The 24458-nt window shown below is 50.1% G+C and carries 23 protein-coding genes and 1 tRNA gene; 22 read left to right on the plus strand and 2 right to left on the minus strand.

The features are described from left to right. Positions 1–162 precede the first annotated feature (162 nt). Together DWZ44_RS00230 and DWZ44_RS00235 are read left to right on the plus strand one after the other, a co-directional pair. Positions 163–1329: a GNAT family N-acetyltransferase gene (locus tag DWZ44_RS00230; RefSeq protein ID WP_117509120.1), complete on the plus strand. Its 1167-nt coding sequence runs from the start codon at positions 163–165 to the stop codon at positions 1327–1329. 27 nt (positions 1330–1356) lie between these two features. Next, complete coding sequence (locus DWZ44_RS00235) at positions 1357–1662, plus strand: acylphosphatase (protein ID WP_022462510.1); 306 nt, start codon at positions 1357–1359, stop codon at positions 1660–1662. On the opposite strand, the gene DWZ44_RS00240 is transcribed toward DWZ44_RS00235, so the two are convergent. Beyond that, positions 1663–1914: a YlmC/YmxH family sporulation protein gene (locus DWZ44_RS00240; RefSeq protein ID WP_022462511.1), complete on the minus strand. Its 252-nt coding sequence runs from the start codon at positions 1912–1914 to the stop codon at positions 1663–1665. 142 nt (positions 1915–2056) lie between these two features. Here DWZ44_RS00240 and nrdR point away from each other — a divergent pair, with 142 nt between their 5' ends. The 12 genes from nrdR to metA all read left to right on the plus strand — a co-directional run bounded on the left by nrdR (position 2057) and on the right by metA (position 13098). Further along, a complete protein-coding gene (nrdR, locus tag DWZ44_RS00245; protein WP_022462512.1) occupies positions 2057–2509 on the plus strand; it encodes a transcriptional regulator NrdR in 453 nt (150 codons plus the stop codon). 14 nt (positions 2510–2523) lie between these two features. Continuing rightward, complete coding sequence (locus tag DWZ44_RS00250; RefSeq protein WP_117509119.1) at positions 2524–3159, plus strand: DUF3786 domain-containing protein; 636 nt, start codon at positions 2524–2526, stop codon at positions 3157–3159. Between the two features lie 130 nt (positions 3160–3289). After that, the gene (locus DWZ44_RS00255) at positions 3290–4648 is read left to right on the plus strand and encodes a citrate/2-methylcitrate synthase (protein ID WP_117509174.1); all 1359 of its coding nucleotides are present in this window, start codon (positions 3290–3292) and stop codon (positions 4646–4648) included. 104 nt (positions 4649–4752) lie between these two features. Beyond that, positions 4753–5640: a patatin-like phospholipase family protein gene (locus tag DWZ44_RS00260; protein WP_055218274.1), complete on the plus strand. Its 888-nt coding sequence runs from the start codon at positions 4753–4755 to the stop codon at positions 5638–5640. A gap of 74 nt (positions 5641–5714) precedes the next feature. Further along, positions 5715–6239, plus strand: a complete 525-nt coding sequence (locus DWZ44_RS00265; RefSeq protein ID WP_117509173.1) for a YqeG family HAD IIIA-type phosphatase — start codon at positions 5715–5717, stop codon at positions 6237–6239. Between the two features lie 84 nt (positions 6240–6323). Beyond that, positions 6324–6881, plus strand: coding sequence for an elongation factor P (gene efp / locus DWZ44_RS00270; protein WP_022462517.1), 558 nt, complete (start codon positions 6324–6326; stop codon positions 6879–6881). A 269-nt stretch (positions 6882–7150) separates the two neighbouring features. Beyond that, positions 7151–8062, plus strand: coding sequence for a DUF5688 family protein (locus DWZ44_RS00275; RefSeq protein WP_118666314.1), 912 nt, complete (start codon positions 7151–7153; stop codon positions 8060–8062). A 127-nt stretch (positions 8063–8189) separates the two neighbouring features. Continuing rightward, positions 8190–8262 (plus strand) — tRNA-Arg (locus DWZ44_RS00280). A 144-nt stretch (positions 8263–8406) separates the two neighbouring features. After that, the gene (locus DWZ44_RS00285) at positions 8407–9285 is read left to right on the plus strand and encodes a hypothetical protein (RefSeq protein WP_117509117.1); all 879 of its coding nucleotides are present in this window, start codon (positions 8407–8409) and stop codon (positions 9283–9285) included. Between the two features lie 75 nt (positions 9286–9360). Beyond that, a complete protein-coding gene (locus tag DWZ44_RS00290) occupies positions 9361–10062 on the plus strand; it encodes a pseudouridine synthase (RefSeq protein ID WP_117509172.1) in 702 nt (233 codons plus the stop codon). Further along, entirely contained in the window at positions 10059–12014 is a 1956-nt protein-coding gene (gene ligA, locus DWZ44_RS00295; protein ID WP_117804012.1) for an NAD-dependent DNA ligase LigA, read from the plus strand. The genes DWZ44_RS00290 and ligA overlap by 4 nt, the downstream gene beginning before the upstream one ends. A gap of 151 nt (positions 12015–12165) precedes the next feature. Next, positions 12166–13098, plus strand: a complete 933-nt coding sequence (gene metA, locus DWZ44_RS00300) for a homoserine O-acetyltransferase MetA (protein WP_055228462.1) — start codon at positions 12166–12168, stop codon at positions 13096–13098. 87 nt (positions 13099–13185) lie between these two features. Here the strand turns inward: metA and DWZ44_RS00305 are convergent, their stop codons facing one another. Further along, positions 13186–13419, minus strand: coding sequence for a helix-turn-helix domain-containing protein (locus tag DWZ44_RS00305; RefSeq protein ID WP_022462523.1), 234 nt, complete (start codon positions 13417–13419; stop codon positions 13186–13188). A 238-nt stretch (positions 13420–13657) separates the two neighbouring features. Here DWZ44_RS00305 and DWZ44_RS00310 point away from each other — a divergent pair, with 238 nt between their 5' ends. The 8 genes from DWZ44_RS00310 to DWZ44_RS00345 all read left to right on the plus strand — a co-directional run bounded on the left by DWZ44_RS00310 (position 13658) and on the right by DWZ44_RS00345 (position 24355). Beyond that, a complete protein-coding gene (locus DWZ44_RS00310; protein WP_117509116.1) occupies positions 13658–14431 on the plus strand; it encodes a DUF6062 family protein in 774 nt (257 codons plus the stop codon). A gap of 31 nt (positions 14432–14462) precedes the next feature. Further along, positions 14463–16532 (plus strand): LTA synthase family protein, encoded by a 2070-nt coding sequence (locus DWZ44_RS00315; protein WP_117804013.1) that lies wholly within the window; start codon positions 14463–14465, stop codon positions 16530–16532. A 121-nt stretch (positions 16533–16653) separates the two neighbouring features. Then, positions 16654–18285, plus strand: coding sequence for an ABC-F family ATP-binding cassette domain-containing protein (locus tag DWZ44_RS00320; RefSeq protein ID WP_022462526.1), 1632 nt, complete (start codon positions 16654–16656; stop codon positions 18283–18285). Between the two features lie 2 nt (positions 18286–18287). Then, complete coding sequence (locus tag DWZ44_RS00325; RefSeq protein WP_117804014.1) at positions 18288–20651, plus strand: DUF2298 domain-containing protein; 2364 nt, start codon at positions 18288–18290, stop codon at positions 20649–20651. Positions 20652–20749: 98 nt separating this feature from the next. Further along, the gene (locus DWZ44_RS00330; RefSeq protein WP_117804015.1) at positions 20750–21442 is read left to right on the plus strand and encodes a polysaccharide deacetylase family protein; all 693 of its coding nucleotides are present in this window, start codon (positions 20750–20752) and stop codon (positions 21440–21442) included. Between the two features lie 113 nt (positions 21443–21555). Then, positions 21556–22878 (plus strand): replication-associated recombination protein A, encoded by a 1323-nt coding sequence (locus tag DWZ44_RS00335; protein ID WP_022462529.1) that lies wholly within the window; start codon positions 21556–21558, stop codon positions 22876–22878. A 14-nt stretch (positions 22879–22892) separates the two neighbouring features. Next, the gene (locus DWZ44_RS00340) at positions 22893–23840 is read left to right on the plus strand and encodes a TIGR01212 family radical SAM protein (protein ID WP_117804016.1); all 948 of its coding nucleotides are present in this window, start codon (positions 22893–22895) and stop codon (positions 23838–23840) included. Beyond that, entirely contained in the window at positions 23837–24355 is a 519-nt protein-coding gene (locus tag DWZ44_RS00345; protein ID WP_022462531.1) for a DUF4364 family protein, read from the plus strand. The genes DWZ44_RS00340 and DWZ44_RS00345 overlap by 4 nt, the downstream gene beginning before the upstream one ends. Positions 24356–24458: the final 103 nt, after the last annotated feature.

Genomic DNA, 24458 nt, shown 5'->3' on the forward strand with positions numbered 1-24458 from the left:
CTGGAATGAAAATTTCCGGGCGCGTTTCTTTTTTTTACCAGATATAGCAAAAATATTGCAATTTGTTCGGAATTTTCGTGACAAAAGGACAAAAATCCGTTAGGATAGAGAAAAAGAAGAGCAAAAACAAAAGGGTTTTTAGGATCAGGAGGTTTTTACATTATGACAGAGTACAGACTTGCAAAGCCGGAAGAGTGGGAGGACTGCATCGAACTTGCAAACTACGTGTTCAGCACGGCACACCGTCCGCACGACTTTGAGCAGTTAATTCCAAGGGTTTATCAGGCAGGACCGGAAATGGCACGGATCCACCGCGTCGCTGTTGCGGAAAACGGCAGACTCCGGGCCGAGATTGCGGTGCTTCCGCAGCAAATGGCAGCAGGGGGTAAGCTGCTCCGCGCAGGATATGTGGGAAGCGTTTCCGTGCATCCAAAGGCAAGGGGCGAAGGCCACATGAAGCGTCTTCTTGGCGACTGGATTACGGATCTGGAAGGAACGTGTGATCTTCTGGCACTGGACGGCCAGAGACAGCGGTATGCCTACTTTGGCTTTACGCCGGGAAGTGAAAAATACACGTTTTACCTGGATGTGGCAAATGTGCGCCATACCTGGAAAAACGGGGAACTCTCCGCTTACACCTTTGCGCCGCTGTTTCCGGAAAACGGCGAAGCGGACGAAGAGGCGGCAGCCTTTGCAAAGAAGCTGAATGAGGAAAAACCGCTTTACGTGGTAAGAGAGGATGTGAAAGCCTGCCTGAAAACGTTCGGCGAGCAGGCAATTGCAATCTGGAAAAACGGTGAGCGGATCGGATATCTGGCACTTTGCGGCGGAAACCAGGTTGTGGAAGCAGAAGTGTTGGAGGAACAGGATTTCGTTCCTGCACTTGCCGCTTATTTAAAAGAAAATGCGCTTGACTCTCTTTTCATTTCCATTCCGGTGTATGAGACCGGAAAAGCAGCAGCGTTATCGGAAGTCTGCGAAAGCTTCACAAAAGAGCGCTGCGGTTCCGCGATGTACCGTATTTTCCAATTTGCAGACGTCATCGAGGCAATGCTGACCATGAAAGCAGAGACGATGGGCATCAGCGATGGAACGTGGTCTGCCGTACTGGAGGGACAGCCGCTGACCGTGACGGTAAAAGATGGAACTGTGACCGTGACACGGGAAGCCCATCCGGGGGCAGATGTACTCAACCGGGAGCAGGCGCAGGAACTGCTTCTTTCACCGCTGGCAAGTAAGGGAAGCAAGGTTCCATCTGAAATCTGGAAGAACATTCCATCCGACTGGTTCCCGCTTCCGCTGTACTGTGCGACGGCAGACGAATTTTAGGCAATGACTGTTGGGAGGCAGAGAAATATGAACGAGACAGCGAAACGAGACAGAAGAGACGAAAAAGAAGAAATCCGGTACCATGTGATTTTCTACGGCCAGGTGCAGGGCGTGGGGTTCCGTTACCGGGCGTATTATGCTGCCTACCAGCTCGGGCTGACAGGCTGGGTGAGAAACTGCTGGGATGAGACGGTGGAGATGGAGGTGCAGGGTGATGAGGAGACGATCACGGAGATGATCAAAAGGATCCGCACCTCCAGCTACATCGAAATCACGGATGCAAAATGGACGAAGATTCCGCTGGAATCGGAATTCGGTTTTCATATCCGTTGATCAGGGCTGTTTTTTCTCTTTTTCCGGAATTTCGACGAGAATGATATCGTTGCCGATCTGGCAGATGCGGTCCCATGGGATCACAAAATCCTCGCCGTGGCAGAAAAAGCCGCAGAATTTCACAGGACCCGGAAGAACGAGTCCGGTAAGATGTCCCGTTTTTGGATTGAATTCCACATCAATCGGACAGCCGAGCGTTTTGCAGGTGCAGATATTGATAACTTCTTTCTGGCGGAGATCTACAACGCGCATGCGGTGCTCCTTTTTACTGATTCCTATGGAAAAACATATGCGAAAATGTTGCTGCAGTTGACTTGAATTTCACGGAAAAATGCGTATACTGTAAAAGTAGAAAACTTTCCGAAATACTTATTTAGAAACGAGGACGAAAGATATGAGATGTCCATTTTGTAATCAGGATAATACCCGGGTTGTGGATTCACGCCCGATTGAAGACAGCAATGCGATCCGCCGCCGCCGGATGTGCGATGTCTGCGGCAGACGCTTTACGACATACGAAAAAGTGGAGACGATCCCTTTGATCGTCATCAAAAAAGATATGAACCGCGAGCAGTATGACCGCTCGAAAATCGAGACCGGTATCCTGCGCGCCTGCCACAAACGGCCGGTGTCCGCCGAGAAGATCAACGAGATGGTCAACAAGGTGGAGACGGAGCTTTTCAACGGCGAGGAACGCGAGATTCCAAGCTCTGTGATCGGAGAGAAGGTCATGCATTACTTAAAAGACCTGGATCAGGTGGCGTACGTCCGCTTTGCGTCGATTTACCGTGAGTTCAAGGACGTCAACACGTTCATGGACGAGCTGAAAAAGATGCTCGACAAATAGCGGGAGGCAAAAAAATGGAAGTGTCGAACTATATTAAAATGCGTGATCAGATGCAGGAACGTTTTCTGACATACGATCAGAAGGAGATCGAAGGAAAGTATGGCTTTGCGTTTGATGGCGATTATTTCTATGTGCCGTATCTTTTTGAAGAATGGAGAGTGAACCGCCATACCGGCGTTGTAGAGGGATCAAAAGACCATTTTCTTCATGTACATCAGGGCAGTTTCAATGAGACGCTGACGATTTTCGACCTGCTCTGCTGCGGAAAGAAGGAGATTGTGCTCGCCGGCACGTATGCGCGTACCAATTCCTTAAAGGGAACGATCAAAGGCCGCACGATTGCGTCCGGCGTTCACGACAGCCGCGCCGCACGGTATGACGGGCATGTGGAACAGCTGAAAAAAGCATGCGTTTCCCTTGGCGGAAAACCATATTTCCCGGGAGACGCTGCTTTTGTTTTTCATGTCTTTCCGTTTCTGCCGCTCGTCTTCCAGTTCTGGGAGTCCGATGAGGAATTCCCGCCGGTGCTGAAGTTTATGTGGGATGAAAACGTCCTCGATTATCTGCGGTTTGAGACGCTGTATTACGTGATGGGAGATTTCCTGGACGCACTGGATCAAGCCTTCGATGCATGTAAAACAGAAGCCTGATACCTTTTGTGAGACAAAATCTTACGAAAATTTTTCGAATGTTTATAAAAATTTCAGTATACGAATCCCTTGGTTTAATGCTATAATGAGCGAAAGTGAGTAAAAAAAGAGAAGAGAAAGGGGAATGCATATGGCTTTTAGCATGAAAGTAACACCGGAAATAGAGGAACTGACAAACATCTGTCTGGATAACTCCAAAATGGATGTTTCGCTGTATGGGCAATACGATGTAAAACGCGGACTGCGCGATGTCAACGGCGTTGGCGTCCTTGCGGGACTGACACAGATTTCAAACGTTGTGTCTTCGGATATCATTGACGGCGTCAAAACACCGTGTGACGGACGTCTGTACTACCGCGGCATCAACGTGGAAAAACTGACCCAGGGATTTTTGAGTGAAAACCGTATGGGATTTGAAGAAGTCGCTTATCTGCTCCTGTTTGGAAATCTGCCGAATGAAGAGCAGCTTAAGCATTTTAAGACGATTTTAAAACAGCAGCAGTCCCTGCCGAAGAACTTTGTGCGTGACGTTGTTATGAAAGCGCCGACCAAGGACATGATGAACACTCTGTCCCGAAGCGTTCTGACCCTGTACGCGTACGACAACCACGCAGATGATACCTCCCTTCCGAATGTGCTTCGCCAGTGCATTAACCTGATTTCTGTTTTCCCGATGCTGTCCGTCTATGGCTATCAGGCGTACAACCATTATATCAAGGGAAAAAGTTTATATATCCACAATCCGTCGAAGAAGCTTTCCACCGCAGAAAACATTCTGCTGATGCTCCGCCCGGATCAGAAATACACCCCGCTGGAGGCGAAGATCCTCGATCTTGCCCTCGTCCTCCACATGGAGCACGGCGGCGGTAACAACTCAACCTTTACAACACATGTTGTTTCTTCTTCCGGAACCGATACGTACTCCGCAATTGCAGCGGCGCTCGGCTCCTTAAAGGGACCGAAGCACGGCGGTGCAAACATCAAGGTTGTGCGGATGTTCGACGATATGAAGTCACACGTCAAAGACTGGACGGATGAGGAAGAAGTATCGAATTACTTAAGAAAGCTGCTGCACAAAGAGGCGTTCGACCAGAAAGGTCTGATTTACGGTATGGGCCATGCGGTTTACTCCATTTCCGACCCGCGTGCGCGCATCTTCAAGACCTTCGTTGAGCAGCTGGCAAAAGAAAAACACAGAGAGAAAGATTACCGGCTGTACGCTATGGTCGAGGAACTGGCTCCGAAGATCATCGGCGAGGAGCGCCATATTTACAAAGGTGTATCCGCAAACGTCGACTTCTACAGCGGCTTCGTTTACAGCATGCTGGATCTTCCGCTGGAGCTCTACACCCCGATGTTCGCCTGCGCGCGTATCGTCGGCTGGAGTGCACACCGGATGGAGGAACTGATCAACACCGACAAGATCATCCGCCCGGCGTACAAGAGTGTCAAAGATGAAGTGGACTATGTTCCGCTGGAAAACAGATAAAACAGGCAGAAGGGCCGGAGCGTGTCGGGATTTTCCGATCTGCTCCGGCATTGCTCTGTGCAGGAAGTAATGTGTCATTGTGAAAAATAGGAGAGTGCAGGAGAATGAATGAGACAAAAAATTACAGCATAACAAAATCCGGAGCAGTCATATTGGAAGGAGGGGCCAATCGCGGCGTCTTTACAGCAGGAGCGCTGGACTTTCTGATGGAGCAGGAGTATTATATCCCTCATGTGATCGGCGTTTCCGCCGGAGCCTGCAATGCGCTGGACTATGTATCGCGCCAGATTGGCAGAACGAGGGACTGTATGATTGTCACGGATGAGAAAAACCGCTACGTCAATAAGAATATCAAGACAATCGTTGAGAAAAAAGCACTGCTCGACATGGATATGGTGTTCGAACGGTATCCGTATGAGATTTTTCCATTTGATTTTGATACGTATTTTGCATCGCCGCAGACGTGTGAGCTGGTTGTGACAAACTGTGAGACGGGACGCGCGGAATATCTGGATGACCGCGAAAATAAAGAACGTCTGCTTGCAATTGGCCGTGCATCATCGAGCATGCCGATCGCCTGCCCGATGGTGGAGATCGACGGAAACGAGTACGTCGACGGCGGTGTTGCCGATTCGATCCCGATTATCCGTTCCTTAAAGACGGGACACCGAAAAAATGTCATTATTCTGACACGGAATTTCGGTTACCGCAAAAAAGAGGGAACGAGAGGCTGGGAGCTGTATGTGGCGGCATTCCGCAAATACCCGAATCTCGTGCGTGCGCTTGTAAACCGCGCGAAACATTATAACCAGGTACTCGAATGCATCGAAAAATGGGAAGAAGAAGGCTCCGTCTTTGTGATCCGCCCGGAGATACCGGCGGTATCGCGTCTCGAAAAGGACGAGGAGAAGCTGCGGGAATTTTACCAGCACGGCTATGACCAGATGAAAGCAAATTTTGAGGCTCTGCAGGAGTTTCTGAAAGAAGAATAAAGTTACTGTATAAACGAAAAGAGGATTGGAGAAAGAAGATGAGTGGAAAAAACCAGAAGAACCGGGGAACTATACTGATGCGGATGTTTTACCCGGACCGGAGAGAAAAAAGTGCCTATACGATCGATTACGCGGATCTGTACCGGAAAGGATACCGGGGCGTGATTTTTGATATCGATAATACGCTTGTTCCGCACGGTGCGCCGGCAACGAAGGAGGCGGCTGCGTTCTTTGCGTCTCTTCGGGAGACTGGTTTTTCCACCTGTCTGCTTTCCAACAATCAGAAACCGCGTGTGGCTCCGTTTGCCGATGCGGTCGGTTCTATCTATATCGAAAATGCGCACAAGCCTTCGGTGAAAAACTACCAGGAGGCATGCCGGAGAATGGGGATCAAAGAGGAGCAGGCGGTCTTTGTCGGGGATCAGCTTTTCACCGATGTGTACGGTGCAAAACGGACCGGACTTTACAATATTCTGACCGAGCCGATCAATCCGAAAGAGGAAATTCAGATCGTTCTGAAACGGTATCTGGAGCACATTGTACTGTTCTTTTATGAGCGTGATCTGGCCCGCGGCAGGATTACGAAAAAAAACAGTTGAAAAATCGGGAAAAATATTATATTATAAGATAAGCCTATGGTGCGCATTTGGCGCATCGTACTATGTTAAGGAGGAAAAATCAGAATGATTTCAGCAGGAGATTTTAGAAACGGCGTTACCCTCGAGATCGATGGTCAGGTCGTTCAGATTCTTGAATTTCAGCATGTAAAACCTGGTAAAGGAGCTGCATTCGTAAGAACAAAATTAAAAAATGTCATCAACGGTGGTGTGGTAGAGCGTACCTTCCGTCCGACTGAGAAATTCCCGCAGGCTCGTATCGAGCGTGTAGACATGCAGTATCTGTACAGCGATGGTGATTTATTCTACTTCATGAACGTAGAAAACTATGAGCAGATCGCTCTGAACGAAGAGACCATCGGAGATGCTCTGAAATTTGTAAAAGAAAACGAAATGGTTAAAGTATGTTCCTACAACGGAAATGTATTCGCAATCGAACCGCCTCTGTTTGTAGAGCTTGAGATCACCGAGACTGAGCCAGGCTTCAAGGGAGATACCGCACAGGGTGCTTCCAAACCGGCTACCGTTGAGACTGGTGCTACCGTAAGCGTTCCGCTGTTCGTAAACCAGGGAGACAAAATCAAAATTGATACCAGAACAGGTGAATATCTGTCCCGTGTATAAGTAAGACTGTTCCCGCCGTTGTCCGTCACAACTTTCTTTGTGGCGGACACGGTTTTCTAAATAAATAGAATATTCGTCTGAAAAATGGCTGATAAAGGCTGTCGGAAGCAGTCCGGGCCCGTTTTTCTCATCGTTCGAAGTTCCGCGAACCAACGAATCTCTGGCATATACAGATCTGTACAGAGGTTTTTAAGTTGTGTTTTTCGGAGCTTTTTTTGTTCCGTAAAGCAAAAATACAAAAGGCAATCAAACAGGAAAGGTGGGAAAAAATGGACTATCAGATGTTCAAAGAGCAGCTTGCCGCGCTGCTGAAAAGAAAAGCCGGCGATGATTTTGAGGTGAAGATAGAATCGGTGCAGAAGCTGAACGGTATCGAAAAAGAGGCGTTTGTCATCAGCAGAAAGAAGGACTGGATTGCACCGACGATCTACGTGGAGCTTCTGTATGAATGCTGTCTGCAGGGCGTGCCGCTTTCTCAGATTGCAGAAAAGGTACTGGAGCAGTACCGGAAAGTGGAAGCGGAGGCGAGAAGACCGGAGAAAGCTGCCTTTTTTACCAACTGGAAAAATGCTGCGCCGCAGATCTACTGCGAGCTCATTCATGCGGAGAAAAACCGTACGCTGCTCTCCGAAGTTCCGCACAGAAAATTTCTCGATCTCGCGGTCGTGTACTATTACCAGATGCGGGGAAACCGCGTGCCGGATGCGACAATTCTGATCCACGAGACGCACCGGGAGCTGTGGGGAATTTCGGCGGAGGAGCTGGATGCCCGTGCCTGGGAGAACACCCTGCGGGATCTGCCGGTGCGCACAGACAGCCTTATGGTGTATTTGAAAGAGGAGTACGGAGTAACATTTCCCCTGTTCGAGCTTGGTCCGCTGGCGGAACAGTTTTACCTGGTCAGCAACCGCAGAGGAAAGCTGGGTGCAATCTGCATGTGCTATCCCGGCGTGCTGGAGAGTCTTTCGCAGCGCTTTGAGGCAAGTCTTTATGTGATTCCGAGCAGTATCCATGAGTGCATGGTGATTCCAGATTATGATGTGTTCCCAGAGGAGTGTCTTTCCGACATGGTACGGGACGTGAATGAAAAGACGGTCAAGCCGCAGGAGATTCTGTCGGATCACGTTTATTATTACCACCGGGAAAGCGGGGAACTGACGCTGTGTGAGGAAGAAACGTAAGCTGTGTGGCAGAATAGTCTGCGAATAATTTAAGAAAAAAATGGGCGGCTGGGTGGGAAAAATACTTTACAATTGCAGGAGTCTGTGGTAAACTATCATAGTGTGGTTGAGAAAACAGATCACATCAGCGTCTGTAGCTCAGGGGATAGAGCAACGGTTTCCGGTACCGTGTGTCGGGGGTTCGAATCCCTCCAGACGCGTTTTTGCTACATGGCATGCTGCGGCGGGCAGGACCGGCGCAGGATAAGGAAAGCCCCTGCTTCGGTGTGAAGTAGAGGTTTTTTTGCTTGCTGAGCATATCAATAACTGATCCGGCGGATCAGTTTTGATGAAGGAGGAAAAATATGGCAAAACCAATGACAACAAAAGATAAAATCCGGGAATGGATTTCCGATAATCTGCGCTACATGCTTCTGATCGGAGCAATTCTCCTGATTGTGGCAGCGGTTCTTCTCATCGTTCATCTGGTGTCACCAAAAAACGATGGAAAATCGAGCGGCGGAACCGTAACAAGCAGCAGCACCGGAAACAATGTGCCGGATAAAAAGACACAGGTAAAAGCAGACAGCAAAGCAGATTCTGAGGACAGCACAGGCATTTCATCGGACGTTTCGGATTCCGCGAATGATTCCAGTGCAGATGCTTCCAGTACCGATACTGCCAGCGCGCCGGATGCAGAGGCTGAGCCGACAAGTGAGCCGGAAGCGGCAGACGATACCAGTAATACAGAGAATACCGATAATACGGCTGTCTCCTTTGCCACGGACAATGTCCCGGAAGTAAGCACCGTGCTGGAGCAGTATTACACCGCGCTCGGTGCAAGGGATATCAACGGTCTTTTTGCAGTAACAGATAATCTGACCGCGGAGGAGCAGGCGCAGATTGAGGCAGAAAGCGATGTGGAGTCATACGGAGATGTAAAGGTCTACACGATCAGCGGTCCAAGCGACGGAACGTACATCGCGTTTGTCAGCAGCAGATGCAAATATCTGGGAATCAACCAGACCCTGCCGATGCTTTCGGAGTATTATCTCTACACGACAGAAGACGGCGGCCTGAAAATCATGGATGATACTGACAGCGATGCGGCCGTAACCGAGGCTATGAAAGCGGCGCTCGAAAACGAAGAAGTCAAAAATCTGATCGAACAGGTTCAGAACGATTATCGGAATGCACTCGATGCAGATGCTTCCCTGAGAGTATATGTAGAGAGCATTCAGTAGGAACAATAGAATAATACAAAACAAAAAAAGCAGTTTCTGGTTTTTATGAAACTGCTTTTTTGGAAGGATAAAACCATGCGCTTAAACAAATACTTAAGTGATGCGGGCGTCTGCTCGCGGCGGGAGGCGGACCGTCTGACAGAAGCGGGCGAGATTACGGTAAACGGAAAACGCGCGGAAACCGGCATGCAGGTGGAGTCTGGCGACGTTGTTGTCGTGAAAGGCAAAACCGTTGTCCCGGAGGAGAAAAAAGTCTATCTCGCCTTCAACAAACCGCGCGGCATCGTCTGTACTGCGGAAAAACGGGAGAAAAACAACGTCATCGATTATCTGTCCTACCCGGTGCGGATTTACCCGGTGGGAAGACTCGATAAAGATTCCGAAGGCCTCCTTCTGATGACGAACGACGGTGCGATCGTAAACGGTATCATGCGTGCCAGAAACCGCCACGAAAAAGAATACCAGGTCGAGGTAAACAAAGAGATTACACCGGAATTTCTGAAAGAAATGGCATCCGGCGTGCCGATTCTCGATACCGTGACGCGCTCGTGCCGGATCCAGAAAACGGGAGAGCGCAGCTTTACGATTATTCTGACGCAAGGGCTGAACCGTCAGATCCGGCGGATGTGCGAAGCATTAGGATATCGTGTCACAAAGCTGAAACGTGTGCGGATCATGAATATTCACTTGAAAGACCTGAAAACAGGGGAGTACCGCCCTTTAACGGAAAAAGAATTAGCAGAACTGAAAAAGCAGATCGGGGAGGAAAAGCGATGAACGAGACAGAACGGATGAAGGAACTGGTCAAAAAGCTGAACGAAGCGGCAAAAGCCTATTACCAGGAAGACCGGGAGATCATGAGCAACCTGGAGTACGACACGCTGTATGACGAACTGCAGGTATTAGAGGAAAAAACAGGCGTAACACTCGCCGGAAGCCCGACCACAAAAGTCGGCTACGAGGCGATGGACGAACTGCCGAAAGAAGCGCACGAGTCGCCGATGCTTTCCCTTGATAAAACGAAAGATGTGGAAGTGCTCCGCAGCTTCATCGGGGATCACAAAACGCTGCTATCCTGGAAGATGGACGGTCTGACCGTCGTTCTGACGTACCGCGGCGGTACCCTCGCAAAGGCCGTCACCCGTGGAAACGGCGTGATCGGAGAGGTTGTCACGAACAATGCAAAAGTGTTTGAAAATATTCCCTTAAAAATCCCGTACCAGGGAGAGCTGGTTCTGCGCGGCGAGGCGATCATCCGCTATTCCGATTTTGAGAAGATCAACGAGGAGATTGAGGATGTCGATGCGAAATACAAGAATCCGAGGAACCTCTGCAGCGGTTCTGTGCGCCAGCTGAACAATGAGATTACGGCAAAACGCCACGTTCATTTTATGGCATTTGCGCTTGTGAGCGCTCCGGAACAGGATTTCGAAAATTCCAGAATCCGTCAGATGGAGTGGCTGAAAGAGCAGGGCTTCGAGGTGGTGGAATACAAGGTTGTCACCAAAGATAACCTCGACGAGGCGATGCAATATTTCTCCACGAAAATCGAGACAAACGATTTCCCGTCCGATGGCCTTGTCACGTTGTATGACGATATCGCCTACGGAGAATCACTCGGCACAACCGCGAAATTCCCGCGGAACGCTTTCGCCTTCAAATGGGCGGATGAACAGAAGGAGACCACTCTGCTTGAAATTGAGTGGAGCCCGTCGAGAACCGGTCTCATCAATCCGGTTGCGGTTTTTGAGCCGGTCGAGCTGGAAGGAACTTCGGTTTCCCGCGCAAGCGTCCACAACATCAGTATCATGCGTTCGCTGGATCTCGGTGTGGGTGATAAAATCCTTGTCTACAAAGCAAACATGATCATTCCACAGATCTCAGAGAATCTGACGAGAAGCGGTGTGCGCGATATTCCGGAAACGTGTCCTGCCTGCGGCGGTGCCACCCGGATTCAGATGATGAACAATGTCGAGACCCTCTACTGTACGAATCCGGAGTGCCCGGCAAAATTCATGAAGGCATTCACCCTGTTTGTAAGCCGCGACGCGATGAACATCGACGGCATGTCGGAGGCAACGCTCGAAAAATTCGTGGGCCACGGCTTCATCCGTGAGTTTGCCGATATTTTCCGTCTCGACCGCTACCGCGACGAGATTGTGGAGATGGACGGTTTCGGTGAAAAATCATACCAGAATCTGATCGACAGCATCGAGCGCGCGAAAAACACAACGCTGCCCCGTCTGATTTTCGGACTTGGCATCTTAAATATCGGTCTTGCAAACGCGAGAATGATCTGCAAAGCCTTCGATTTCGATCTCGACCGGATCCGGAATGCATCGGCGGAGGATTTCGCGCAGATCGACGGTGTCGGAGAAGTGATTGCAAAAAGCATCGTGGATTACTTTGCGGATGAGGAAAATAAAGAACGCCTTGAGCGCCTTCTGTCGTATCTGACGATTGAGAAGCCGCAGGCAAGCCAGGAAGAACAGAAATTAGCCGGTCTTACCTTCGTCATCACCGGAAGTGTGGAACATTTCCCGAACCGGAATGCATTAAAGGCAAGAATCGAGGAGCTCGGCGGAAAAGCCACCGGAAGTGTAACGGGAAAGACGAGCTATCTGATCAACAACGACACGACATCCAGTTCCTCCAAAAACCGGAAAGCGCGCGAACTCGGCGTGCCGGTGATCTCAGAAGAGGAATTTCTGAAGATGACAGAAGAATAACGAAATATCTGCAAAGGCGGTTTGCATCCCGCGCGGGAATCTGCTATAATCGGAAGCAGACGGCAGAAATTCCTGCCGGAAAAAGCAAACCGCCTGTCTGCGCAGAGAAAAGCGCGGCAGATCAAGAAGAATAGAAACGAGGAAAAAGAATATGCCGGTTAAAGTTCAGGCAGATTTACCTGTAAAAGAAATACTCGAAAGCGAAAATATATTCGTCATGGACGAGACAAGAGCGGTTCATCAGGACATCCGTCCGCTGAAGATTATGATCCTGAATCTGATGCCGCTCAAAGAAGATACCGAGCTGCAGCTTCTGCGCTCCCTTTCCAACACCTCCCTGCAGGTTGATGTCACCTTTCTGATGGTGGCAAGCCACGAGGCGAAAAATACATCGACCAGCCATCTGAACACGTTCTATGTGAAATTTGAGGATGTGCGGAAAAATTATTACGACGGTATGATCATCACCGGTGCACCGGTCGAGCAGATGGAATTTGAAGAAGTTGACTACTGGGATGAACTGACAAAGATCATGGACTGGACGAACACACATGTTACCTCCACGATGTTCCTCTGCTGGGGAGCCCAGGCGAGTCTGTATCATTTCTACGGACTGAAGAAACGGATGCTTCCGGAGAAGAAATTCGGGCTGTTCTGGCACAAAGTCAACAACCGCAAGATCCCGCTTGTGCGAGGCTTCGATGACGAGTTTTTGGCACCGCATTCCCGCCACACAGAAGTACCGATCGACGATATCCGTGCCTGCAAAGATGTCACGATTCTCGCAGAGTCCGACGAAGCCGGATTCTATCTTGGCATGGCGGAAGAGGGAAGAAAGATTTTTGTGATGGGTCATCCGGAGTACGACCGTATGACGCTCGACGGCGAGTACCACCGCGATAAAGACAAAGGACTCCCGATTGAGATTCCGAAGAACTATTATAAAAACGACGATCCAAATACAAAACCAGTGCTTTTATGGCGGTCACATGCGAACAATCTGTACACGAACTGGCTGAACTACTATGTATACCAGGTGACCCCGTATAATCTTGACGGAACTCCGGATTTTTCGGGAAAATAAGAGAGAAAAAGCCCCCGCACCGGGCGCACACCGGCTGCGGGGGGTTGCTGTAAAAATCTGCTATAAAAAACGGAAAGCTTTCCGGGCTTACCGTTTGAAATCAAATAATGTTTTCAGCGGAATTTCGAGTGCTTCCGCAATATCCATCAGCTTGTTTAGAGACAGAGAGGTATGACTGTTTGGCGCTTCGATGTTGCTCATATGTGTACGGCTGATCTGGACAGCTTCGGCAAGCTCACTTTGCGTTAATCCGCGTGCTCTGCGATAAAAAGCGATGGTAAGACCGAGGAGGCGCATCTCCTCCGTATGACGTTCTCCCATTGCTATGGCTCCTTTCTGAACAGAGTGATACAAAGACTTATATAATATTTATCTTAAACGATTAAATACCAAAAAGAAACAACTTTAAATTTTTATAATGCACATGTAAATTGTGCAAAATATAGAAATTATCCATCAGAATAATAGGAAAACAGGAAAAAGAGTTCTTTTGACAAATGAGAGGTTTTTGTGTATGCTGTAGAAAGCACCAACAAATAAAATCGGAGGTTTTTACATTATGAAAGAGTCGATCCATACCATTCCGCTGATGGATGCATTCAAGGCGGAAGATGAGTGCCCGTTCTGCTATCTGGAGCGGGAAGCAGAGCAGCATGCGATTTCGTTTGCGCTCGGTTCCGGCGCATCCTATATGGAGGATGATGTGCGTGCGGAAACAGACGCGATGGGATTCTGCCGCCACCACTATAAAATGATGTACGATTACGGAAACCGTCTCGGAAGCGGTCTGATTTTATCCACCCATCTGAAAAAACTGAACCAGGAGCTTGCCGCACAGATGGATCTGTTTGCACCGGGAAAATCCTCGGTGTTCAAGCGGATGCAGAAGACATCCCTCGACAAACAGGGCCGTGAGACTGCGATCGGCCAGTGGATTGATGAGAAGACGCATTCGTGCTACGTCTGCGATCACTTCAAGGCAAACTATAACCGCTATCTTGATACGTTCTTTGATCTCTACAAAAAAGACGAGGAGTTTGCAAGACTGTTCCGCGAGGGAAAAGGCTTCTGTCTGCCGCATTTTGCGGATCTGGTAGAAACGGCGGAGAAAAAGCTGAATGATAAACAGAAAGCGGAATTTTACCCGACTCTGTTCAAAATCATGAAAGAAAATTACCAGCGGCTGCAGGAAGAGGTAACATGGTTTACTGACAAATTCGATTACCGCAACAAGGATAAGGACTGGGGAAATTCAAAAGATTCCATCCAGCGCTGTATGCAAAAATTAGGCGGCGGCTATCCGGCGGACGAGCCGTTTACGGAAGGATTATAATTCTTGTTTATAAAAGGAGCATAAAGTTTCGATGCAGAAGTTTTATCAGAGATTAAAAGAGAATCAAAAGGAGCGCGCCCGGTGCGCGTTTCTTGTTTTGGATTTCGGCGTGCTGGCGGTGCTGCTGTTTCTGGCGCGCCCGCTGCTGGATACGACGGCGGCAGACCGGGAGTGGAGTATTCACTTTCTGTTCCCATGCCTGCTGGCGTGTATCATACTGACGACAGTTGTCAGTTTCTGCCGGTTTGCTGCAAAGCCGGACCAGAAACCAAAACCGCGCTATGTGGGATGGAAACAGCCGATTCTGATGCTGGCAAACGCAGCCTATCTGTTTGCCACACTGGAATTTGTCACAAACAGCCAGTTCCGGGAGATGAAATGGTATTATGCGTTGTTGAATATCGGTGTCATTTTCGTACTTTCCATTCTCGTTTCCCTCTTTCTGAACTCCATCCGCCGCGCGATGATTTTCATGAACATCTTTTATTTCTGCATGAGTCTGGTATTCTACTATGTTTATCTGTTCCGCGGAGAAGCGTTCCAGCTCATCGACCTGTACAGCATTGCGACGGCGGCGGACGTAGTCGGCGGCTACAAATTCGAGATCACAGGTGAAATCGTGACTTCGTTTATCACGATGATGCTCGTTGTGCGCCTCTGGCTGCAGAGCCGGGAATATCGTTTTGCACGGAAAACGAGAAATAAAATTCTGCTCCGCGTGGCTGCTGCTGCGCTGACGCTCGGAACATACCTGGCGTACATGAATCTGAACTGGAACGCCGAGTTCGGTGTCATCAGTGACCTCTGGAATCCGGCGAAGACATACCGCCAGTACGGAACGACAGTCGGTTTTACCGCGGTCGCCAAATACATGCGCCTGACACCGCCGGACGGCTATTCGAAAGACGAAGTGACAGCGATTGCCGATACGAGCGAGAAAGAGACGAAAACAGAAGATCTTCGAAAAGATAATGCGGATAGCGTGACACCCGTCAACATCATCGCGATCATGAACGAGTCGTGGTTTGACTACCGTTCCGTCGGCGATCCGCAGACGAGCGAGAGCTACATGCCGTTCCTCGACTCGCTGACCGAAAATATCATCAAAGGGCACACGCTGACGTGTACCAAGGGCGGCGGAACAGCAAAAACGGAGTATGAGTTCCTGACCGGAAACTCCTGCAAGCGGTTCCCGGGCATGGTGCCGTACGTCAGCTACTTTACGCACAGCCAGTATTCCCTTGTCACGACGTTAAAAGACCAGGGTTATCAGGCAATTGCGATGCATCCGAACAAGGCGACAAACTGGAAGCGGAGCACGGCATACCGTTTCCTTGATTTTGATGATTTCATCTCGATTGATCAGTTCTCCGATACGGCCAAGCGGTACCGCGGCATGATCAGCGATCAGGCGAACTATGAGAAGATCGTGGAAACCTACGAGAACAAGGAGCCGGGCAGCCCGTTCTTCCTCTTTGATGTGACGATGCAGAACCACAGCGGCTACACGAACCGTTATTTCCAGGCGGATATCAACTGCAACGGCTACGACAGTGATGAGGCCGATCAGTATTTCTCCCTGTTAAAGCTTTCCGATGAGGCAATTTCCTATCTGATCCGGTATTTCCAGCAGGTGGACGAGCCGACGATGATCATTATGTTCGGCGATCATTCCCCGAAACTGCCGGATGCGTTTGAAACATGGATTGCCGGAGACGCCTATCAGAATCTTTCGGTCGAGGATCAGGAGAAGTTCTATGGAACCCCGTTCTTCATCTGGACCAACTACAGCATGAAATCCGAGAGCAATGTCTGGATCAGCACAAATTATCTCTCAAGCTATGCGTTAAGCCTTACCGGCCTGGAACTGACGCCGTACAACGAGTATCTGCTTGACCTGCGCGAGAAGATGCCGGCGCTCAATCACCTCGGCTTTTTAGCAAGTGACGGAACCTGGTACCGCTGGAACGACAGCGATGCGCCGGAGGAGGATCTCGAGTACGAACGGCAGTATGAATGCCTGCAGTACAATGAACTGATCGACAAAAAAGACCGGGATGACAGCTTTTTTACAATTTCCGGTGAAAAAGACGAAGAATAAGGGCTTTCCCTACTTGCCAGAAAACGGAAACCTATGGTAGACTATACTCCGTATGACCGGGAAACCCCGGCGGTAACTTCACGTTTACAATTAAGAATAAGAAAATGAGGTTTTAAAAAGTATGATTGCAGCAAATAATGTGACACTTCGTGTCGGAAAAAAAGCGTTGTTTGAAGATGTCAATATCAAATTCACCGAGGGAAACTGCTACGGCATGATCGGTGCCAACGGAGCGGGAAAATCAACCTTTCTGAAAATCTTGTCCGGCCAGCTTGAACCGACAAACGGAGACGTAACCATCACACCGGGCCAGCGTCTTTCCTTCCTCGAGCAGGACCACTTCAAATACGACAGCTATCCGGTACTCGACACCGTTATCATGGGAAATGCCCGTCTCTATGAGATCATGAAAGAGAAAGAGGCGCTGTACGCAAAAGAAGACTTCACAGATGAGGACGGTATCAAAGCGAGCGAGCTCGAGGGTGAGTTTGCAGAGATGAACGGCTGGGAGGCAGAGACCGATGCAGAGCAGCTCTTAAACGGCCTTGGCATTGAGCCGGAACTGCACTACGCACAGATGGCAGACCTGACCGGTAGCCAGAAGGTCAAAGTTCTTCTTGCAAGAGCCCTGTTCGGAAACCCGGACATCCTTCTTCTCGACGAGCCGACCAACCACCTGGACCTCGATGCGATCGAGTGGCTTGAGGAGTTCCTGATCAACTTCGAGAATACCGTTATCGTCGTATCCCACGACCGTTACTTCCTGAATAAAGTCTGCACCCAGATCGCAGATATAGATTACGGAAAAATCCAGCTCTATGCCGGAAACTACGACTTCTGGTTTGAGTCCAGCCAGCTGCTGGTAAAACAGATGAAAGAGGCGAACAAGAAGAAAGAGGAGAAGATCAAAGAGTTACAGGACTTCATCTCTAGATTCAGCGCCAACGCATCGAAGAGTAAACAGGCTACTTCCCGTAAGAAAGCCCTGGAGAAAATCCAGCTCGACGATATCAAACCGTCCAGCCGGAAATATCCTTACATCGATTTCCGTCCGAACCGTGAGATCGGAAACGACGTTCTGCAGGTAGAGGGACTGACCAAAACCGTAGACGGCGTGAAAATCCTGGATAACTTAAGCTTCACCCTCGGAAGAGAAGATAAAGTTGCTTTCGTCGGAAGCAACGAGCAGGCGATCACCATGCTGTTCAAGATTCTGACCGGAGAAGAAGAGCCGGATTCCGGTTACTACAAATGGGGCGTAACCACTACACAGGCTTACTTCCCGAAGGACAACACCGCAGAATTCGACTGCGACCTGACGATCGCAGACTGGCTGACCCAGTATTCCGAGATCAAGGACGTAACGTATGTCCGCGGATTCCTCGGAAGAATGCTTTTTGCCGGTGAGGACGGCGTGAAACGTGTCAGAGTCCTTTCCGGAGGAGAGAAAGTGCGCTGCCTGCTCTCCAAGATGATGATTTCCGGTGCAAACGTTCTCGTTCTTGACGAGCCGACCAACCATCTGGATATGGAGTCCATCACTGCACTGAACAACGGTCTGATCAAATTCCCGGGCGTGCTGCTGTTCACCTGCCACGACCATCAGTTTGTACAGACTACAGCAAACCGTATCATGGAGATCCTTCCGAACGGCGCGCTGATCGATAAGATGACCACCTACGACGAGTATCTTGCAAGCGATGAGATGGCAAGAAAACGTCATGTCTATACAATGACAGAGGAAGATAATTAAAGATGAGCAAAAAGACGACAGTTTCCGGCATTCTGCTGGTGTTGCTTGTGCTGGCCACAACGCCGCTTCTTGGAACGGACAACGTTTCGTTCCTGAAGTGGTGGCTTATGACCCTGGTGCTCGGTATTGGATTTTATCCGGCTGCCGCAGCGCTGTTTCCGCGGTTTCATGACCGGGGATGGATGTTTTCTAAAGTGCTTGGCATCGTTGTTTCCGGTTTTGCTGTATTTGCTCTTGGAAGCTTCGGACTGGTTCCGTTTACCGCACCGGTCTGCCTGATCACAGTCGGTGTACTGATCCTGGCTTCTTGGATTTTCGGATGTTTTAAGGTACGCGTCCATGCGCCGGAAATCGACTTCCTGATGATGGAAGAAGTGTTGTTTTTCGCCTTTTTCCTTCTCTGGACCTATCTTGCGGGCTTTCACCCGGAGGCACACGGAACCGAAAAATTCATGGATTATGGTTTTATGAAGGCCATGATGCGCAGCACCGCCGTTCCGGCAGAGGATCTCTGGTACAGCGGAAGCGGTATTAACTACTATTACGGCGGCCAGTTCTATGCCGTATTTCTGACGAAGATTACCTTCACGGATGTAAAGCAGACGTACCATCTGATGCGTACGATGGTGGCATCGTTCGCGTTTGTTCTGCCGTTTTCGATCACCTACCATCTGGCAGAGTCGCGTGCGTGCCACCGCATCCGGAAAGAGGGCGGCAATAAAAGCCAGATTGCACCGGTGCTTGGCGGTCTTCTTTCGGGAGGCGCCGTTTCCCTTGCCGGAAATATGCACTATGTGATTTACGGCTGCATCCGCCAGTGGCTGGGACTGAACGAATCGGCTTACTGGTTCCCGAGTTCGACCCGCTATATCGGGTATGACCCGCTTGTGGAAAATGACCGCACGATTCATGAGTTTCCATCGTATTCCTTTGTGCTCGGCGACCTGCATGCCCATGTGGTGAATGTCATGTTCGTCCTGCTGGTGCTGGGCCTTTTATATTCCTACGTGAAAAATACCTGCCGTGATCCGGAAAAAGAGTGGAAATGGTCGTTAAAAGACGTTCTGCTTCAGCCGCAGATCATCGCGGCGGGCTTTCTGATCGGTGTGTTCCACTGGTCCAACTACTGGGATTTTGTTATCTATTTCGTCGTGATTGCAGGCTTCTCTCTGTACGGTGCGCTGTACCGGTATCATGCGCGGGCGAAAGAGACGATCGGAACGGTTCTCCTGCAGGCTGCAGAAGTTTTTGCAATTGGAACAGTTGTCGCCCTTCCGTTTACAATGAAGTTTGAGACGATGGTTTCCGGTGTCGGCATTGCCAGGCACCATTCGATGCTGTATCAGCTGACGATTCTCTGGGGCCTTCCGACGGTGCTCGTTGTGCTGTTTATCGCAGCCGTTCTGCTAGCATGGCGGAAAAACTGTCATCTTCCGGGCATGGAGCGGCAGGGACAGATTGTACTTGCCGATGGAAAGACGCAGGAAGAGGTGGAAGAGCAGGCCGTTGCCCTGATTCTGGGAGAGAAAAAACCGGAGCCGGGCGAAAAAGAAACGGCGGAAAAGCCAAAAAAAGTTTCTGCCTTCTGTAATTTCTGGAGAGAGATTGCGGTGAGCGATATGGTGATCGGTATTTTAGGCCTCTGTGCCATCGGCCTTATCATCATTCCGGAGCTCGTCTATGTGCGCGATATCTACGAAGAATCGTATGCGCGCTCCAACACGATGTTCAAGCTGACGTATCAGGCATTTATCCTGTTTGGGATCTGCATGAGCTACATCATCACGCGGTTCCTGCTCTGGAAAAAAGAGCGGATTCTGCAGGTGTTCGGCGGAATCGGGCTGGTACTGCTTTTATGGACCTTCGGCTATTTTGGAACGAGCGTGTACTCCTGGTTCGGAAATATTTTCGATCTGTCCGAGTACCGCGGACTCGATGCGACAGCGTATCTGGAAAATGTCTTTTCCGAGGACGCAGGTGCCATCCGCTGGCTGGATGAAACAATAGAAGGACAGCCGGTTGTGCTTGAGGCGAACGGCGACAGCTATAGCGATTACGAGCGCGTTTCCGCAATGACCGGTCTTCCGACCGTGCTTGGATGGTATGTCCATGAATGGCTCTGGAGAGGGGATCCCGCAGACTTAAATGTCCGCGCCGAGGATGTGAAACAGATGTACACCTCGACCGATACGAATGAAGTGCTGCGCCTGCTGGAGCAGTATCATGTGACCTACATTTTTGTGGGAAGCAAAGAAAAGGAGAAATATGGCGATGCGCTGAACGAATCGCTGCTGCAGTCCATCGGAGATATCGTTTACCAGGATACTGCGTCCGGTACGTATATTCTTCAGGTACAGGATACATAAAGAACAAAAACAGGAGAAAAGAACCGCCGGGTGCGGCATCTTTTCTCCTGTTTTTCATATAATACAGGGAATGCAGAAGAAAGTGCGAAGGGCAGACCATGCGGAGATTCCGAAAAGTGCGGCACGTTCCTCTGCCGCTTCTGGCTGTGATGATGGCGGCTATTCTGTTTGCAGAGCTGGCACGGTGTGAAAGAGAAGGCGCGAAAGAGACAGCGGCGGAAGCAGAAAAAAGTGTGCCCCGCCGTGCGGCGCTGACATTTGATGACGGGCCGAATGCGTGCTATACGCCGGAGGTGCTTGAAATTTTAAAAGAAAATGAAATTCCGGCAACGTTTTTTCTGCAGGGGCAGTGTCTTGCCGGAAACGAAGAAATCGTCCGCCGGATGCATGCGGAAGGCCATCTGATCGGAAATCATACGTTTCATCATGTTCAGCTTACGAAAGTATCAGAAGAGGAAGCGAGGGAGGAGGTCGTGAAAACAAGCAATGCAATCTACGAGATCACAGGGGAATATCCCGTCTATATCCGTCCGCCGTTCGGGGAATGGAGAGAGGGGCTGGACCTTGCAGTGACGATGATCCCGGTACTCTGGGATGTGGATTCCCGCGACTGGGAGAGCCAGAACACCGCGTCGATCTGCAGCGCGGTGCTTCCGAATGTGAAGGATGGCAGCATTATTCTCATGCATGACGGCTACCGCGCGACGGTGGAAGCGCTGCGGCGGATCGTAAAAGAATTAAAAGAAGAGGGATACACGTTTGTGACGGTGCGTGAGCTGATTGAAGAATAGCTTCCGCGGATTCCATCGAACATAGTTGCGGAGAATCCGAGATTAAGGGGTTGAGGATACCCGCCAAAATGTGATAAGATAAATGGCAGGAAGAAAAATGGGGTGAAAAATACATGGATTTGTTTGATTATATGAAAGAAACCACAATGGAAAAAGAGTCCCCCCTCGCATCGCGCATGCGCCCGACAACGCTGGACGAGGTGGTTGGACAGGAGCACATCATCGGCCCTGGAAAGCTGTTGTACCGTGCGATCAAGGCGGATAAACTCGGCTCCGTCATTTTCTACGGCCCTCCGGGAACGGGAAAAACGACGCTTGCCCGCGTCATCGCCAACACGACAAGCGCAGAGTTTACCCAGCTGAATGCCACGACAGCCGGCAAAAAGGATATGGAAGAAGTCGTAAAAGAAGCGCAGCAGCGGATCGGCATGTACGGCAAAAAGACGATTCTTTTTGTCGACGAGATCCACCGCTTCAACAAGGGGCAACAGGATTATCTGCTTCCGTTTGTGGAGGACGGCACACTCGTTCTGATTGGCGCGACGACGGAAAACCCGTATTTCGAGGTCAACGGGGCGCTGATTTCGCGTTCCATTATCTTTGAATTAAAGCCGCTCGAAAAAGAGGACATCGAAAAACTGCTGGAGCGCGCGGTGACGGACCCGGTAAAGGGGCTCGGGACGTACAACGTTGTGCTCGATGCGGATGCAAAAGAGTTCCTTGCCGACATCGCAGGCGGTGACGCGAGAGCGGCCTTAAATGCAATCGAGCTGGGCGTCCTCTCAACGGAACGTCAGGCGGACGGAAAAATCCATATCGATCTCGAAACGGCATCGGAGTGCATCCAGAAGCGCGTCGTGCGGTACGACAAGACGGGCGATCAGCATTACGATACGATCTCTGCATTTATCAAGAGCATGCGTGGTTCTGACCCGGATGCGGCGGTCTTTTATCTGGCCAAAATGCTGTATGCCGGGGAGGATATCAAGTTTATCGCCCGCCGCATCATGATCTGCGCGGCGGAGGATGTCGGCCTTGCCGATCCGAATGCCTTAAATGTAGCAGTTTCCGCGTCCCTTGCCGTGGAACGCGTCGGCATGCCGGAGGCGCAGATTATTCTGGCGGAGGCAGCCACGTATGTTGCCTGTGCACCGAAGAGTAATTCTTCGTGCGAGGCAGTCTTTGCGGCGATGAAGACGGTCGGAAGTGTGCGGACGTCGGTTCCGCCGCATCTGCAGGACGCCCATTACAAAGGTTCTGCCAAACTCGGCCACGGTCAAGGCTATCAGTATGCACATGATTACCCGAATCACTACGTCGAGCAGCAGTATCTGCCGGACGAGATCTTAGGAAGCCGTTTCCTTCATCTTGGAACGAACGGCTATGAGCAGAAGATCCGGGAAAACTTCAAAAAAATTGGAAAAGACATCGAATAAAAGGGGAAGAAATCATGACAGACTGGCTTGGAAAGCCGTATTATTCGCTGGACGCCTATCTGAAAAAGACGTTCGGGGAAAAAGTGTACAAGCTCTCGCTCGACGGCGGGATGACGTGTCCGAACCGGGACGGCACCTGCGGTGACCGGGGCTGCATTTTCTGCAGTGCGGGCGGCTCCGGTGATTTTGCCGGGGACAGAAACAAATCCATCCCGGAACAGATCCGGGAGCAGAAATCCCTCCTGCAGCAAAAGCGGCCGGTGCATAAGTTCATCGCTTATTTCCAGGCGTATACGAACACGTACGCGCCGGTGGAATATCTGGAAAAAATTTTCCGGGAGGCAATTTCGGACGAGGAGGTCGTGGTCCTTTCGATCGGAACGAGACCGGACTGCTTAGGGGAAGAGGTTCTTTCTCTGTTAGAAGAGCTGAACCGGATCAAACCGGTCTGGGTGGAGCTGGGACTGCAGACGATGCATGAAAAAACGGCACAGTATATCCGAAGGGGCTATCCGCTTTCCTGTTTTGAACAGGCAGTAAACGAGCTGCACAGGCGGGGGATTCCCGTGGTTGTCCACACGATCCTCGGTCTGCCGGGGGAGGGACAGGAAGAAGTCTTTGCAACAATGGATTACCTGAATGGACTTTCCATTTCCGGCATCAAGCTTCAGCTGCTTCATGTGCTGAAAAACACGGATCTTGCGGCGGACTACGCGGCCGGAAAATTTGAGGTGCTGGAGCAGGAGGCGTATCTTACCCTTGTCATCGACTGCCTGCGGCGCCTCCGTCCCGATCTTGTGATCCACCGTGTGACGGGAGACGGCCCCGGGGATCTTCTGATTGCACCAACATGGAGCCAGGCAAAACGCACCGTCTTAAATGAGCTGCATCATCGCATGAAAGAAGAACATGCGTATCAGGGACAGCTTCTGGACGAAGAAAAAGGAGGAAACACACCGTGATTGAATCATCCTTTACGTTATACAAACTGATTATTCTCTACATGCTGCAGAATGTGAATTTTCCGCTGTCAAATACACAGATTTCGGATTTTATCCTGGAAAAAGAGTACACGAACTACTTTCATCTCCAGGAGGCGTTAAGCGAGCTGCAGGATACAAAGCTGATCGAGATCGAGAAGGTGCGCAACACCTCGTACTACCACATGACTGAGGAGGGCAGCAAGACGCTTTCCTTCTTCGAAAACGAGATCTCTCCGGAAATCCGGGAGGAAATCGACCGCTATATGAAGGAACACTCCTATGAACTGCGGAAAAAAGCGTCCGTTGTGGCCGATTACTACAAGACCGCGGGAGATGACTACGAGGTCCGCTGTCAGGCAAGAGAGCGGAAGACGACTATTTTTGAGATTGTCGTGACGGTTCCGTCCGAGGAGGCGGCCAAAAAGATCTGCAGCAACTGGGAAAACCGGAGTCAGAAGATTTATGCTTCGATTATGAATGAACTGTCAAGATAACGATTGACAGGAATGGTGGCATATAATAGAATAAATTAGTATGTCTAAAAAGCATAAACATGGAAAACATAGTAAATAAGATTTTATATTCTAAAGGAGATAA

It is taken from the genome of Blautia sp. AF32-4BH, from assembly GCF_003460565.1.
Classification (GTDB): Bacteria; Bacillota; Clostridia; order Lachnospirales; family Lachnospiraceae; genus Fusicatenibacter; species Fusicatenibacter saccharivorans.

Excerpts from the sequence above, each read along its gene's own strand:
- DWZ44_RS00230 (WP_117509120.1), top strand. The coding sequence starts at position 163 with ATGACAGAGTACAGACTTGCAAAGCCGGAAGAGTGGGAGGACTGCATC.
- DWZ44_RS00235 (WP_022462510.1), top strand. The coding sequence starts at position 1,357 with ATGAACGAGACAGCGAAACGAGACAGAAGAGACGAAAAAGAAGAAATC.
- DWZ44_RS00240 (WP_022462511.1), bottom strand. The coding sequence starts at position 1,914 with ATGCGCGTTGTAGATCTCCGCCAGAAAGAAGTTATCAATATCTGCACC.
- nrdR (WP_022462512.1), top strand. The coding sequence starts at position 2,057 with ATGAGATGTCCATTTTGTAATCAGGATAATACCCGGGTTGTGGATTCA.
- DWZ44_RS00250 (WP_117509119.1), top strand. The coding sequence starts at position 2,524 with ATGGAAGTGTCGAACTATATTAAAATGCGTGATCAGATGCAGGAACGT.
- DWZ44_RS00255 (WP_117509174.1), top strand. The coding sequence starts at position 3,290 with ATGGCTTTTAGCATGAAAGTAACACCGGAAATAGAGGAACTGACAAAC.
- DWZ44_RS00260 (WP_055218274.1), top strand. The coding sequence starts at position 4,753 with ATGAATGAGACAAAAAATTACAGCATAACAAAATCCGGAGCAGTCATA.
- efp (WP_022462517.1), top strand. The coding sequence starts at position 6,324 with ATGATTTCAGCAGGAGATTTTAGAAACGGCGTTACCCTCGAGATCGAT.
- DWZ44_RS00275 (WP_118666314.1), top strand. The coding sequence starts at position 7,151 with ATGGACTATCAGATGTTCAAAGAGCAGCTTGCCGCGCTGCTGAAAAGA.
- DWZ44_RS00285 (WP_117509117.1), top strand. The coding sequence starts at position 8,407 with ATGGCAAAACCAATGACAACAAAAGATAAAATCCGGGAATGGATTTCC.
- DWZ44_RS00290 (WP_117509172.1), top strand. The coding sequence starts at position 9,361 with ATGCGCTTAAACAAATACTTAAGTGATGCGGGCGTCTGCTCGCGGCGG.
- ligA (WP_117804012.1), top strand. The coding sequence starts at position 10,059 with ATGAACGAGACAGAACGGATGAAGGAACTGGTCAAAAAGCTGAACGAA.
- metA (WP_055228462.1), top strand. The coding sequence starts at position 12,166 with ATGCCGGTTAAAGTTCAGGCAGATTTACCTGTAAAAGAAATACTCGAA.
- DWZ44_RS00305 (WP_022462523.1), bottom strand. The coding sequence starts at position 13,419 with ATGGGAGAACGTCATACGGAGGAGATGCGCCTCCTCGGTCTTACCATC.
- DWZ44_RS00310 (WP_117509116.1), top strand. The coding sequence starts at position 13,658 with ATGAAAGAGTCGATCCATACCATTCCGCTGATGGATGCATTCAAGGCG.
- DWZ44_RS00315 (WP_117804013.1), top strand. The coding sequence starts at position 14,463 with ATGCAGAAGTTTTATCAGAGATTAAAAGAGAATCAAAAGGAGCGCGCC.
- DWZ44_RS00320 (WP_022462526.1), top strand. The coding sequence starts at position 16,654 with ATGATTGCAGCAAATAATGTGACACTTCGTGTCGGAAAAAAAGCGTTG.
- DWZ44_RS00325 (WP_117804014.1), top strand. The coding sequence starts at position 18,288 with ATGAGCAAAAAGACGACAGTTTCCGGCATTCTGCTGGTGTTGCTTGTG.
- DWZ44_RS00330 (WP_117804015.1), top strand. The coding sequence starts at position 20,750 with ATGCGGAGATTCCGAAAAGTGCGGCACGTTCCTCTGCCGCTTCTGGCT.
- DWZ44_RS00335 (WP_022462529.1), top strand. The coding sequence starts at position 21,556 with ATGGATTTGTTTGATTATATGAAAGAAACCACAATGGAAAAAGAGTCC.
- DWZ44_RS00340 (WP_117804016.1), top strand. The coding sequence starts at position 22,893 with ATGACAGACTGGCTTGGAAAGCCGTATTATTCGCTGGACGCCTATCTG.